The 13,723-nt window shown below is 42.4% G+C and carries 10 protein-coding genes; 4 read left to right on the forward strand and 6 right to left on the reverse strand.

The window, feature by feature from the left end; all coding sequences use genetic code 11:
• Positions 1 to 49: 49 nt before the first annotated feature.
• Positions 50 to 277 (reverse strand): helix-turn-helix domain-containing protein, encoded by a 228-nt coding sequence (locus tag BLQ18_RS09590; protein ID WP_090294804.1) that lies wholly within the window; start codon positions 275 to 277, stop codon positions 50 to 52.
• Between the two features lie 761 nt (positions 278 to 1,038).
• On the opposite strand from BLQ18_RS09590, the gene BLQ18_RS09595 reads away from it, so the two are divergent.
• From BLQ18_RS09595 to BLQ18_RS09605, 3 genes are read left to right on the forward strand one after another with little or no spacing between them, the layout of a single operon-like run.
• Complete coding sequence (locus BLQ18_RS09595; RefSeq protein WP_090294807.1) at positions 1,039 to 4,059, forward strand: SusC/RagA family TonB-linked outer membrane protein; 3,021 nt, start codon at positions 1,039 to 1,041, stop codon at positions 4,057 to 4,059.
• A gap of 10 nt (positions 4,060 to 4,069) precedes the next feature.
• The gene (locus BLQ18_RS09600) at positions 4,070 to 5,473 is read left to right on the forward strand and encodes a RagB/SusD family nutrient uptake outer membrane protein (protein WP_090294810.1); all 1,404 of its coding nucleotides are present in this window, start codon (positions 4,070 to 4,072) and stop codon (positions 5,471 to 5,473) included.
• A complete protein-coding gene (locus BLQ18_RS09605; protein WP_090294813.1) occupies positions 5,460 to 7,751 on the forward strand; it encodes a zinc-dependent metalloprotease in 2,292 nt (763 codons plus the stop codon). Before BLQ18_RS09600 ends, BLQ18_RS09605 begins: the two co-directional genes overlap by 14 nt.
• Positions 7,752 to 7,808: 57 nt before the next feature.
• On the opposite strand, the gene BLQ18_RS09610 is transcribed toward BLQ18_RS09605, so the two are convergent.
• The 5 genes from BLQ18_RS09610 to BLQ18_RS09630 all read right to left on the reverse strand — a co-directional run bounded on the left by BLQ18_RS09610 (position 7,809) and on the right by BLQ18_RS09630 (position 11,120).
• The gene (locus BLQ18_RS09610) at positions 7,809 to 8,081 is read right to left on the reverse strand and encodes a DUF6520 family protein (RefSeq protein ID WP_090294815.1); all 273 of its coding nucleotides are present in this window, start codon (positions 8,079 to 8,081) and stop codon (positions 7,809 to 7,811) included.
• A 98-nt stretch (positions 8,082 to 8,179) separates the two neighbouring features.
• On the reverse strand, positions 8,180 to 9,250 hold the full coding sequence (locus BLQ18_RS09615; RefSeq protein WP_090294817.1) for a hypothetical protein: 1,071 nt from the start codon (positions 9,248 to 9,250) through the stop codon (positions 8,180 to 8,182).
• Positions 9,247 to 9,693 (reverse strand): MauE/DoxX family redox-associated membrane protein, encoded by a 447-nt coding sequence (locus BLQ18_RS09620; protein WP_090294819.1) that lies wholly within the window; start codon positions 9,691 to 9,693, stop codon positions 9,247 to 9,249. The genes BLQ18_RS09615 and BLQ18_RS09620 overlap by 4 nt, the downstream gene beginning before the upstream one ends.
• A 96-nt stretch (positions 9,694 to 9,789) precedes the next feature.
• Positions 9,790 to 10,716: a helix-turn-helix domain-containing protein gene (locus BLQ18_RS09625; protein WP_090294821.1), complete on the reverse strand. Its 927-nt coding sequence runs from the start codon at positions 10,714 to 10,716 to the stop codon at positions 9,790 to 9,792.
• A gap of 17 nt (positions 10,717 to 10,733) precedes the next feature.
• Entirely contained in the window at positions 10,734 to 11,120 is a 387-nt protein-coding gene (locus BLQ18_RS09630) for a DUF7793 family protein (RefSeq protein WP_090294824.1), read from the reverse strand.
• A gap of 197 nt (positions 11,121 to 11,317) precedes the next feature.
• Here BLQ18_RS09630 and BLQ18_RS09635 point away from each other — a divergent pair, with 197 nt between their 5' ends.
• A complete protein-coding gene (locus tag BLQ18_RS09635; protein ID WP_090294825.1) occupies positions 11,318 to 13,720 on the forward strand; it encodes an aminotransferase class I/II-fold pyridoxal phosphate-dependent enzyme in 2,403 nt (800 codons plus the stop codon).
• Positions 13,721 to 13,723: the final 3 nt, after the last annotated feature.

The following is a 13,723-nucleotide window of genomic DNA, read 5'->3' on the forward strand; positions in this document are numbered from 1 at the left end:
AATTCTGTAAGGAAGTTGTTAAAAGATAAAAAAATAGGAGGTAGGGTAATTATTGCTTTTTAAAGAATTCAATTATATCAAATCCAAAGTAATTAGCAATTGTGTGAAGCGTTTCGACCGTCGGATTACTTTCAGCTCTTTCTATCCTGCCAATTTGATTAGCGGACATATCAATATCTAACCCCATGTTAAGTTGTGATAAACCTCTTTCTTTTCGGTGCCTTTTGACAATAGCACCAATATTGGATAAAATTATATTGAGGTCTTCCTTTGACATCTATCAAAAATTGCCAATTCATTTATATTTTATCAACACATATATGTGTTAGTTTAAAAAGGTTTATTATATTTATCCCAATAACATAAATTTGCGATTCTTCGTTTAGAACATATTTGAAGCTATCGCTTTGAATCTCACACTGAAAACTGGTAATTTTTGCACTGAGATGATAAGCAGATTGGCTCACGACCCGGGCGTGAGCTCTCTTATCGGTGCAAGGTATACCAGTACCACAGTGCGATAAGTTGAGTTTCACGCCCAACTTGTTTCTTGGCGTTTGGTTTCTTTTGGTCCTTTCGGGGCATCGCCCAACCAATTAGGTTATGGGAAACATTTGGCAACATTTTTTTGTAGGGTTCACCTCGTGTTATTGTTCTGTTTTTGGGGCAGCGCACTCGGTGTTCGATATCCTATTTAAAAAGAAGCCAAAGAACCCCGTATAATTCCAAGACTAGGGTTGTGGGATACACGTTACACTATTTTCCGGTTCACGATATTTCTTTGCCTCACAACCGACGACTACACTTTTAGGGCAACCGGCCCTAGTAAACTTTTCTAGTCTAATTCATTTAGGAGTCCCATTTCAAGAGCGTTTGCTGCTTGGACAGGATGGCCTTTGTCCGAACCTTGGCCTTATCAAGTTACAATTTTGTGGTGACTTGGGGGCAGTGTATACAAAAAACCTCCAGACAGGGTAGTAATTGGCTGGAGGCATGATTCAATTGAAACTTGCTGTTTAATTAAACTAACTCAAAATTATGAAGAAATTATCTTTTTATGTAAACAGGAAAACCCTGTTCTTACTATTCCACTTATTGTTGGCACCATTGCTAACGTCATCCATGGTGGCTGGTCTTTCCATTCAATCAAAAGTCACCGGAAAAGTGACCGATAGCGACGGGTTGCCCATTGCGGGGGTCAATATTGTGGTAGAGTCCAAGAATGTTGGGAGCATCTCGGACATGGATGGGTCCTTTAGTATCCAAGCTGGTCCGAACGATGTCCTTGTATTTTCCATGGTAGGTTTTAAACACTTGTCCGTTCCCATATTTGGAAGGGATGAAATAATTGTCCAAATGCAGGAGGATGTGACCGCTTTGGGAGAAGTAGTACTCAATGCAGGATATTATACTGTTTCAGAAAAGGAACGTACCGGTAGCATTGTCAAGGTAAAATCCATGGACCTTGAAAAGCAACCCATTTCCAATCCGATTGCCGGTCTTCAAGGCAGGGCAACAGGGGTGCAAATCCAACAGACTTCGGGTCTGCCAGGTGCTAATTTCAATATCCAAATCCGAGGACAGAACAGTATACGCTCCGTGGGCAATGATCCCCTCTATATTATTGACGGTGTACCATTTTCCTCGGTCAGCCTAGGGGAACAGCAAGCTTCCATTGCCTTGCCGGGCACAGGCATCAGTCCTTTGAATAACCTGGACCCCAATACCATTGAGAGCATCGAGATCTTAAAGGATGCGGATGCCACGGCCATTTATGGATCCCGCGGTGCCAATGGCGTTGTCCTAATTACCACAAAAAAAGGAAAAGGCGGCCCTACCCAAATATCCTTTAATGTCTTTACAGGTCTTGGGAGTGTCACCAATACCTTGGATATGCTCAATACGGCGGAATATCTTGAACTGCGTAACGAGGCCTATGCCAATGATGGTGTGGACCCCATTCCCGACAATGCCTATGATGTCAATGGCACATGGAATCCCAATCGTTACACTAATTGGCAAAAGGAGCTATTTGGCAAAACAGCTTTTATGACCAACCTTCAAGGTTCGATATCTGGAGGAGACCAACACACCCAATTTTTGGTCAGTGGCAATTACCATGGCCAGACCGATGTATTGCCCGGTGATTATACAAGTAGCAAGGTCTCCGGGTTGGCCAATATTAGCCATAGGACACTTGATGACCGCTTTTCAGTTCAGCTTTCAACCAACTACTCGTCCGCAGTGAACAATTTGCCCAATGCCAATTCCATGGTTACCCAAGGTATCGTTCTTCCCCCCAATGCCCCTGAACTCTACCAGGAAGATGGCAGTTTGAATTGGGAAAACTCCACTTGGGACAACCCCTTGCGGCATTTGAAAGATAGTTACAATTCCCGTACCACAACCTTTATTGGGAATATGAGACTTGCATATACATTGATGCCCGAGCTTCAATTCATGGCCAATTTGGGATATACCGAAAACCACATCAAAGAAATCAGATTGGTTCCATCTACAAGAATCGACCCTGCTTTTGGCATAGGAAGTGAAAATTCCTATGCGGTGCACAACACAGGGGAAAGGAATTCTTGGATCATTGAGCCCCAACTCGTATGGAACCATGGTTTCGGAAAGTTGAGCCTGCAGAGCTTGGTAGGCCTATCCTTTCAAGAACAATCCAGTGAACAATTGTCCCTTCAAGCCTTTGGGTTCAGTAGCAATAGTTTAATTGAAAGTAAAGCAGCGGCCAATGACCTCAGCGTCTTTGGGGATATAAACCAAAAGTATCGGTATCAAGCCATTTTTGGAAGGTTGAACTTCAATTATCAAGGCAAATATATAGTAAACCTAACCGGAAGAAGGGATGGGTCAAGTCGATTTGGACCTAACAAGCGCTTTTCAAACTTTGGCGCTGCCGGATTGGCTTGGGTATTCTCGGAAGAGCCCTTTATGCAAAAGACATTTCCCTTTCTCAGTTTTGCAAAGATCAAGGGAAGTTATGGGACATCGGGCAATGACCAGATTGGGGACTATCAATATTTGGATACGTATTCCTTTAGCAACCTACAGTACCAAAATAGTCTTGGATTGTACCCGACCCGTCTTTTCAATCCTGACTTTAGTTGGGAACTGAACAAAAAAATGGAGGTGTCCTTGGAATTGGGCCTATTTAAAGATCGTATTCGCTTTATAGGAAATTATTACCGCAGCCGATCCTCCAATCAATTGGTCGGGATACCGTTACCGGCTACTACAGGTTTCGGAAGTATAATCGGGAACTTGGAAGCTACCGTGGAAAACACGGGAATTGAATTGGAATTGGCCACAGTGAATATTCAAAACAAAAACTTTCGTTGGTCGAGTTCCTTTAATCTCACTATTCCCAAAAACAAATTGGTATCCTTTCCAGACTTGGAAGGCTCTACCTATGCCAATCAATTGGTCATAGGGGAACCGTTGAATAGCATCAAACTTTATCAATTAAATGGGGTCGATCCAGAAACTGGACTCTATGAGTTTGAGGACTTCAATGGGGATGGTGAAATCACCTCCGTTGATGACAAACAGGTCATAAAGCATATGAACCCGGAATTCTTTGGTGGCTTAAACAATAGTCTTTCCTTGGGAAAATTCAACTTGGACGTATTGTTCCAGTTCAGCAAACAGATGGGATTCAACTATTGGCGAAACGGAAGCATTCCCGGGAGCAACAGAAACCTCCCCCAACGTCTACTCCAACGATGGCAAACTGAAGGTGATATGGCACCTGTGCAACGGATGACGGTCGGCAGGAGCCTTGATCCACTCATCGGTTATTTCAACCATCAGCAAAGTGATGCCGTGGTGTCCGATGCATCCTACCTCAGATTAAAGACATTGTCCATCTCCTATACTTTGATGGATAAAATAAAGGGTGGTATAGGCTGCGAAATATATGCTAGAGGACAAAACCTGTGGACATGGACCGATTACTTTGGCTTGGACCCAGAAACACAGAGTACCCAAACAGTACCCTCATTGCGGATATTAAGCTTAGGGACAATCATTAAATTTTAAATCAATAGGTATGAAAAAGTATAAACAACCAATTTATAGAAATCCTTTAATAGGGATCTACAAAGTTTTATCCGTGATTTTAATGATAACGGTTTCCTGTGAATCCTTTGTGGAAGTGGACCTTCCACAAGATCAAATTACAGGTGAGGCCGTCTTTGAAGAATCGGGAACCGTTCAGGCCTCACTACAGCATATTTATGCAGAGCTTAGGGACAATGCCTTTACCAGCGGTAAAAGTTTGGGTGTATCCTATCTGATGGGACACTATGCCGATGAACTCCATTTGGTCAATCCCAACCTGAACAATATCCTGTACTACGAGGAAAACAACGTACTGCCCACCGACGACTTTGTACTGGGTTTCTGGAGCAAAGGATACAATTTGATCTATGCGACCAATAGTATCATAGAAGGTCTTACGGTTGATTCTGGCATCCCAGAAGTAGAAAGAAACAATTATTTGGGTGAAGCCTATTTTTTGAGGGCATACCTTCATTTTTATTTGGTGAACCTTTTTGGCCCGGTTCCCTACATCACAAGTACAGATTATACCGAAAACCAAGCTGTATCCCGACAATCAGAAGTGTTGGTCTATGAGCACATAGTGGAGGATTTGATCATGGCCAAAGATCTGTTTTCGGCAACTGAAATAAACGATGATAATTTCAGGCCCGATCATTGGACCGCTGTGGCTTTGTTGGCAAGGGTCTATCTGTACCAAGAAAATTGGGAAAGTGCCAACAAGCAGGCAATCGATTTGATATCCCAAGGTGGTTTTGAACTCCGCACAACACTTGATCAAGTTTTCTTAAAAGATAGTGGGGAAACCATTTGGCAATTGGGTCCAGGTTTGGAAGGAAGGAATACCCATGAGGGTTTTTCGTTTATCGTGAACAGTCCTCCTCCAAACTGTGTGCTATCCGAAAATCTATTGGATAGTTTTGAGACCGGGGATCGACGAAGAAGCCAATGGGTAGGTACGGTGATTGATGGGGAAACCCAATGGCATTTCCCTTACAAATACAAACAGGTTTCCGGCACGGAAACCACACAGGAATGCTCTATATTATTTCGATTGTCAGAGCAGTATTTGATCGCTGCCGAAAGTTTTGCCCAATTGGGAAATACCACAGCTTCTTTGGACTACCTAAACCCCATTCGGGATAGGGCAGGCTTATCCTTCCTCTCCCCAATGCCCAAAGAAGAACTGTTAGACGCTATTTCCCAAGAACGAAGAGTGGAGCTTTTCACGGAACAGGCCCATCGTTTTTTTGACCTAAAACGTACAAACATGGCCAATACCATTCTTTCAAGAATAAAATTAAACTGGGATCCCACCGACATATTATTGCCGGTACCAGATTCGGAACTGTCCATTAATCCCAATCTCAACCCTCAGAATGAAGGCTATTAAACACTTGGTGCGAAGGACAATTGGGTTGGCCATAAGCAGGCCAACCAACCGTCTTATTTTTTTATTTTCATTGTTTTTTGAATTAGCGGTCTGCCCTGTAGTGGGGCAGGCCAACAATGGAATCAAAGCACATTTGAACGAAAACAGGTTGTTCCTATATGTAGAGGATAGCATATTAGGGCAACCCATACTATTTATAAGGCAGGATGTGGGCCAACTCCAAGTAACATGGACAAAAGAAAATGATCACTTGCTGCTTCAAGTATTTCCAATTGTTTCCTTATCCGGAACAACTATTCCGATAAATCAGGATTACAGAAACGAACAAATGATCTTAGGACGATTTCCAATCCTATTGGGGCCAAGTGGCCCCAAAAACTCCGTAATAGATGCCACCGATTTTATGTTGGGAGGCCATATTCCATGGTATCCCAATTATGTAGACGAACCAGCGGTATCCCAATTATCATTTATAGAATCGGTCGGTCATTTAGAGTTTGAGACCTTGATTCGTGTAAAAAAAACCGTGGAATACAAGAGGCAACAAAAAACGGTTGTCATTGATTATAGTTTTCTTTCCTTGCCCGACCCCATGAGGCCAAGGTTGTTCGATCATCGAATGGGATTTGCCACTGAGGATCTTTATGAAACTACACCAAGCATTGGCAGTATCATGCGTTGGCGATTGGAAAAAAAACATAAGGACAGTTTAATCAGTGAACCTGTACGACCCATAATATTTTACTATGGACCCAATCTTCCAGATAAATGGAAGCCCTATGTCAAAGCAGGCATCCTAGAATGGACCAAATCCTTTGAGAAGGCAGGCTTCAAAAATGCGTTGGTGGTCAGGGAATTTCCCCAAGACATTGACCAGTGGGTTACACGGAGTATGCAATTCTCTGTCGTTCGCTGGAAAAATTATGATGGGATAAGGGGCAGTGAGTCAAAAAAAGGGTCTACCGTGAGAAAATATGTGGATTTCCGTACTGGGGAAATCCTTAAAGCGGACATTGTCTTGGGCAGCTCATACCAAAGCCTAGCTGATGAATATTTTGTACGGTGCGCCCCATTGGACCCTCGCGCCCAACAATATCCTTTTCCAAATGGGCTTATGGGACAGCTTATTCAGGTCGTAACGGCCCATGAGGCGGGACACGCTCTTGGCCTAAAGGATGGAAACTTTGGGGAATTCAGTTATCCTGCCCAGAAAATGAGGGATACACATTGGTTGGAAACCATGGGCCATACCCCCAGCATAATGAACTATGCCAGGCACAATTATATGGCACAGCCTGAAGATAGCATTCCCCCGTCCCTATTATTACAGAAGGTTGGACCTATGGATGTGTATCAGATCCAATGGGGTTATTCAGCACTGGAAAGCTTGGTTACTTCTGAACAAGAGCACTTGCAAAAATGGATTCATCAACAAGATTCAATAGCTTGGTACCGTTTTAATAGAGGGGCTTTCAATCTTATTGGACCCGATATGACCAACGAGGTCATGGACAACAATGAGCCCATGACAACAACTTATTTCGGACTGAAAAATATTCAGCGAGTTTTGGAACTACTTCCCAAAGTCGAACAAAAACAATCGGACCCTACATTTTTAAAACGGTTATATCAAAAGACCATAAATCTGTGGTATGATCAGATGCAGCAGGTACTATCCTTAATTGGGGGCTATACCGTACACAATATGTCATGTGGACAGCAAGGCAATTTCTATAATCCTATCAGTGCTGAACGTCAACAGGAGGCAGTGGAATTTTTAAGTTCCCATGCCTTTAGAGTTCCAGATTGGCTTTCGCATCCATCATTCCTTTATCGAATTCAATATTCATCAGATGAGGACTTTTTGATGGACAGCCAATTAAGACTCTTGTCAGATGTGTTAAATTCTTCTCGTTGGCATCGTTTGAAATGGATGGAGGACAATATGGGATACAATTTAATATCCCTAAAGTTAATACAAGCAGTACGAGTTCAACTATTTCAAGAATTGGAATCAACTCATGTCAGCATCGGAAAACGGCGGCAACAGTTACAAAAGGCTTTCATCGAATTGTTGACCAAGGCCATTTCAGAAAACCTCAATTACGGGCGCCCGGAATCAAAGGAAAACTCCTATTTGCATGCGGATTACACAAAGGCCATATTTGAGAACGAGCTCGTTGCTTTGGAAAAGGATGTCAAGAAAAGTTTACGTAGCACAGAAGACGAGATGACCAGAATCCATTTGAAGTGGTGCTTAAATCATATCAAAAAATGATGGGGCACAAAAAAGGTTGGTCTATTGACCAACCTTCCTTTCTAAAAACACTCAGAATCAATCCCTTTTCAATTCATTGATACAGGATGTTCCGTTAAGGCTCAGATCTTTAAAAACAGGGCTATTGTTATATTCACAGGTGTAGTCCCCCTCAATATTACAATCGACATACTGTTCATCACAAGGATTGGCCTGCGATTGATATACATAACCGATCATTAGCCCCTCCTTGTTCACTTTCTCACTGTCCTCAGTGCCAAAGGCACTTGTGGCAAACGCCAATGCTATGGCCACTACTGGAATCAAAAACTTAATTTTCATTCTTTTCATTGTACTAAAATTTAATTATTACTGCGATCTACTCTTATTACGGGTTTTCGATCTTCATCCCGCTACTGGCCAGTAGGTTACTTTCTATTTCGTGTTCCTTACTTATTTGAAATAAAATATTTCTCTACCATATGGTAGATGCCAAGTTTATTCCCCTGCATACTTACCAATCGATTTCCTACAATGTCAAATTCCCTTAGTTTTTCTTTTTTGGTATGGTTTAAAGAAAAACTGAATTCATATGTGCCTTTCTTCCAGTTATAAACATCGATGATGGCTATTTCTTCCAAGTTATTATTGGGCTCATTTTTACCTAGTCGATCAGAATTTATGAACATTAAATCATCAGCAATCGCACCAGTATTGCTTATAATTACTGGTGGAGCACTAATCTGCACGCCTTGCTCCCTACTTTTCTTTGCTAACCTTATCTGAGCCCATTTTGTGGTATCTATTGTAGTACGTCTTATAATTTGGCTCAAGGTGTTGTCCATTACCAAGAACTCATTGGTATAAAAATGGAGATAGCCGGCCATGTTGGTATCATGAGCGTAGTTCAATTCCCCGTCAACATCCATGATGCCATCAATACTTGGTTTTAAAATCGTAGTGTCCAAATGGACTGAAACTCCTTGTTCCCTGGTAATCATACCCAATGTAGCCCTCTGTGTTTGGGTGCTAATGGTTCTGATCATGATTCGATTGCTATCTATAGGAAGGGCCTTACTGAAATAGGCACGCCCATACATCCAAGGGTCAGCACGCCATTCTCCAAGACGCCCCCTCAGTATGAATGGAATCGTACCGTCCATGACGAAAAAGTAAGGTGAAAGGACCTTTATTTGCAGGGAACGATAGGATAGGTCCCTGTTCTGTGGAATCAATTTAAGATGAAAAGTATCCTTGGTGTTCAAGTCAACTTGAAGCAAGTGCCATGGCGCCGTTGAATTACCTAAGTAAAGGTTGTTTTTATCTGCGCCGGCAATATAGTAGGAATTAAACCCCAGATCCATGTAATATTTTTTGATAATAGGGTGTGGCGGATATCTCCTACTGAAGGCATTGTTATAGTGTACTTGTTGTTCGGATGAGAGGAAGAGAACAATCATAACACCAACAGCAGTACTTAATGTGCCCAATAATTTTATGTAAACCTTCTTTAGATTCATGGCTGTGTTGGTTTAGGTTTTGTTTTGGACTCCAATAACACAATGCCCATTATGGATAAAACTATAAAGGCCAAATTGAAAATGATATGTTCCGTCCAACCCAGTTCTTCAAGAACACCACCACAGGAACACGGAACGTAATCGCTAAAGTTGAGAACCAAAATGATATAAGTCGTGAACATGGTCATCAAGGCAATTGTAGCATAAAGACCCACCAAACGAAAGGAATCCTTTAAAAGCAGCAATGCCAAAACATATTCGGTAATAGGAACCATCCATACTAACCCATCCGCATAGGCAGTCAAGATCGGGGATTGTCCCAACTGAATTTTGAATTGTTGGAAATCCATAAGTTTGCTGGTAGCCGCATAGATGAATAGGATGGCACAAAGCATACTAATGGAAAAAGGGAACCAGGCATATATTTTTTTTGAACCTTTCATATCCTTTGGATTGATATGACAAATTTCGGAAGTTTGAAGTATCTCTAAGGGAGTAATTGTTATCTGATACGGAGTAAATGCATGATTATGAGTTTTTTAAGACCTTAAATCAGTTGGGGACATTCCATATTTATCCTTGAATGCCCTTGAAAAATGGGTCTTGCTCTTGAACCCGGTCATTTGGATGATCTGCTTTATGGTCAAGGTACTGTGCTTGATCAGGGTCTTTGCCATTCTGAGACGTTCCCTGGTCAGAAATCTAAAAATGGTCGTACCGTAGATCTGTTTGAAACCATATTTTAGTTTGTACTCATTGGTGCCCATCTGTCGTGCAAGGTCATTCAACCTTGGAAGGTCCTTTTCCAGATTGTTGATGATCATATCGTGGACATCCCTGATGATCTGGATATCCTCTGGGGTCAAGGTGACCTTGTGTTCCTTGATTCCCTTGGTCACTTTGAGCGTTTTTTTGGGAAGTCCAGTGTCAAAAGGCTCCCCTTTGGAAAAGAAGACCGAGTCCAAAAGGATTTTTTGACCGCTCCCATCCAAGGCTTGATAGACCGATAGTTGACAATCCTTGGAGAGCACAAGACCATCGTTCGTAACGAATTCCAAGAACAATACCGTTTCTGATCGCTCCCTTTTCAGATGTTTGGCCATCTTCTTGGTCCATTTTTTTCCAGACTTTTCACTTAGGAATTCAGTGATATGTTTTCCGATAAGATCTTTTGGGAGATAAGACATTAAAGAGCAGGTTCCGTTGGTGACCAATTCTATTTGACCCTGCGCATCTAGGATAAGGGACAGTTGGATGACACACTGTGGGGTGTTGTGCGCATTGGCAAAACCCTGATGGATAAAGGCAGCACCTATTTCCTCATTGACCATGTTCAGCAGGACCACCAAGGAAGCGATATTGTCATTTTTATCTGAAGGTTCAATGGAATAAAAGAAATTGCCCTTGGCCATTTCCAAGAGCATCTTTTGGATTCGTTTCACCCTAAAGTCATCACTGTTCGGCATATTCCTTTATATAATGGTTAGTTTCCATCCTTTTCTTCTATGCCCAAAAAGGCCAAGGCCTCCGATTTATTGTCAAAGGATTGTGTAGGTACCTTTTGGGCATGGGTATCCAAATAAATGGAACTGATCATGTCCGTAACCGGGGGATCGATCAAAAAGGCCAGTTTCTCTATCCAAAGAGATCCTTCCAAGGCTAGGTAATCCCTGGCCGCTTTATTTATATTGCGTACCTCGCGGATGTCACAGAGTACGGGCATTTCTCTTCCTTCCTGTAATTGCATCCTGTCCATAACAATGACCTGGGCTGCCTTGAGGTCTATACAAGGTGCTTTCTTGTAAATGATATGTATTAGGCGATCGGTCAATAGATAAACGGTATAAGTGTTTTCATGTGTTTTTTTCATAGCTGAAAACTGGTTAGTACAAGTAATTTACAAAATTATTGTAATTGAGTTGTTCGTTTAGGCGCCATTGACCTTAATAAAAGGATTTCAGTTATCTGAAAAGGAGTATATGTTATCTAAAAAGGATTAAATAATAGATAAACTATCTATTAACTGACAAAAACCGTTTCTTTTTATCACAATTTAAAGCAAACATTATGGCCAAGATCAAACACCACAATTTTTTGAATACCGTACACGAAGTGTTCACAGATGCAAAACAGGCTGGGGTATTGCACCTCTATGCAGGGGGCAGTTCCTTTTCGGGAAGGACCATTGAAGTCGAGGGGAGGGAACTGTACCATTTTGGGACAACGGGTTACCTCGGATTGGAACAAGATCCTAGGTTAAAGAAAGCCGCAATGGATGCCATAGCTAAATATGGGACCCAGTTTCCACTCTCCAAATCCTATATTTCCAATCCATTGTACGAGGAATTGGAAGCGTCCATCGGGAAAATGTATGGGTATCCCATCATCATAACCAAGAACAGTACCTTAGGGCATTTGGGGGTAATCCCCAGTGCCGTTGATGACGACGATGTGATCATCTTGGACCATCAAGTCCATTGGAGTGTCCAAAATGCGGCCAAAATGTTGAAAACACGCAGCATTCCCATTGAACTGATACGCCACAATAATCTGGAGATGTTAGAGGATAAGATTAAGAAGTACCGACATTCCATAAGGCATATCTGGTATATGGCCGATGGTATTTATTCCATGTACGGGGACTATGCTCCTGTTAAGGATTTGATGAAGCTTTCTGAAAAATACCCACAATTGCATTTCTATTTCGATGATGTGCACGGGATGAGCTGGGTGGGCCGAAACGGGACGGGCTATGTGTTGGATCAATTGGGGGAGCTTCCCGAAAATGTGCTATTGTTCGGGACCTTGAGCAAGACTTTTGGGGCCAGTGGGGCCGTATTGGCCTGCTCCAATGCCAAAATGTACGACAAGATCAAGACCTTTGGTGGGCCATTGACCTTTTCGGCACAGTTGGAACCGGCCTCGGTGGCCGCTGCCATTGCCTCCGCAGGGATTCATTTGTCGGATGAGATCTATGACTTGCAAGGGGAGTTGCGGGAACGGATCGATTATTTCAATGCCTGTTTGTTGGATACGGAACTACCTTTGATTGATCAAAATACTTCTCCTGTTTTTTATATCGGTACCGGGATGCCCAAGACAGGGTACAACTTTGTCAACCGATTGATGCAGGAAGGGTTTTATGTGAACCTCGGTATTTTTCCTGCTGTACCGGTAAAGAACACCGGGGTGCGTATTACAATCTCCAGGCATAATCAAAAGGATGAAATTAAAGCCTTGGTAGAGGCCATGGCTTATCACTTTCCCAAAGCATTGGAAGAAACCGGTACAGATGCCCAGCGGGTATTCCATGCCTTTAAATTGGAATACAAAAAAGAGCAGACACAGAAATCTTTTGAAGGATTGACAATGAAGGTGGTGGAGTCCATCGATCAGGTGGACAAGGAAGTGTGGAACTCCTATATGGGTGGGCAAGGGGTTTATGACTGGGATGGACTCAAATTCCTGGAAACGGTATTCCAAGGTAATATTCAAAAGGAACATAATTGGACCTTCCAATATGTGGTCATTTCGGATGATCATGACATCCCTGTTTTAATGACCTTTATGGCACTGGGGCTTTGGAAGGATGATATGTTGGCGGATGCCAAGGTTTCAGCAGCCATTGAGGAAGAGCGCAAGTTGGCACCTTATAAACTTTCATCCATGGTTCTTTCCATGGGATGTCTGTTCACCGAAGGAGATCATCTGTATTGGAATGCTGAACATCCATTGGTGGATAAAGCAACGAACTTCTTTTTGGAGTTTATGGAAAAACAGGAACTGGCGTTAGGTGCTAAAATGACCGTACTTCGGGATTTTCCAAAGGAGTCACTGTGGAACAATGAACTCTATGGACAGGGATTTCTTCGTATTCAAATGCCCAATTCCTGTACCGTGGATCTAAATGGATCGGAGAGTATTGAAACCTATGTGGAGCAACTCTCAGCGAGGAACAGACGGCATTTCAGGACCGATATCCAACCCTTTTTGGATTTGGTGGATTGTCGAGTGTCTTCAAATCTTTCCGCTTTACAATTAGCACAAGTAAGGACACTTTTTGGGGAGGTGCAGGCCAGAAACTTGGGGCTCAATACATTTTCATTCCCGGAAGGGTTGTTTGAACGAATGAACGAAAACCCATTATGGGAATTCATTGTTCTGTGTCCTAAAAATGGACCAAATCGAATTGTTGGTGTCATGTTCTGTTATAACAACGGTGGCCAGGTCTATGTGCCTGCCTTTGTCGGAATGGACTATGATGGTTTGGAAACGTTTTCTACTTATAGGCAATTGCTCTACAGAACCATTGACAGGGCCATTGCCTTGAAAATCCCTAAGATCGATTTTGGGATGACCGCTTCTTTCGAGAAACGGAAGCTAGGCGCTGTGGTTCATGAAAAATATGCCTATCTGCATACACGTGATAATTTTATCCTGGAGCTATTGGGAGTCATGGAAGGACAGTAATAA

The organism is Flagellimonas zhangzhouensis (assembly GCF_900102925.1).
Classification (GTDB): domain Bacteria; phylum Bacteroidota; class Bacteroidia; order Flavobacteriales; family Flavobacteriaceae; genus Flagellimonas; species Flagellimonas zhangzhouensis.

Excerpts from the sequence above, each read along its gene's own strand:
- BLQ18_RS09590 (WP_090294804.1), bottom strand. The coding sequence starts at position 277 with ATGTCAAAGGAAGACCTCAATATAATTTTATCCAATATTGGTGCTATT.
- BLQ18_RS09595 (WP_090294807.1), top strand. The coding sequence starts at position 1,039 with ATGAAGAAATTATCTTTTTATGTAAACAGGAAAACCCTGTTCTTACTA.
- BLQ18_RS09600 (WP_090294810.1), top strand. The coding sequence starts at position 4,070 with ATGAAAAAGTATAAACAACCAATTTATAGAAATCCTTTAATAGGGATC.
- BLQ18_RS09605 (WP_090294813.1), top strand. The coding sequence starts at position 5,460 with ATGAAGGCTATTAAACACTTGGTGCGAAGGACAATTGGGTTGGCCATA.
- BLQ18_RS09610 (WP_090294815.1), bottom strand. The coding sequence starts at position 8,081 with ATGAAAAGAATGAAAATTAAGTTTTTGATTCCAGTAGTGGCCATAGCA.
- BLQ18_RS09615 (WP_090294817.1), bottom strand. The coding sequence starts at position 9,250 with ATGAATCTAAAGAAGGTTTACATAAAATTATTGGGCACATTAAGTACT.
- BLQ18_RS09620 (WP_090294819.1), bottom strand. The coding sequence starts at position 9,693 with ATGAAAGGTTCAAAAAAAATATATGCCTGGTTCCCTTTTTCCATTAGT.
- BLQ18_RS09625 (WP_090294821.1), bottom strand. The coding sequence starts at position 10,716 with ATGCCGAACAGTGATGACTTTAGGGTGAAACGAATCCAAAAGATGCTC.
- BLQ18_RS09630 (WP_090294824.1), bottom strand. The coding sequence starts at position 11,120 with ATGAAAAAAACACATGAAAACACTTATACCGTTTATCTATTGACCGAT.
- BLQ18_RS09635 (WP_090294825.1), top strand. The coding sequence starts at position 11,318 with ATGGCCAAGATCAAACACCACAATTTTTTGAATACCGTACACGAAGTG.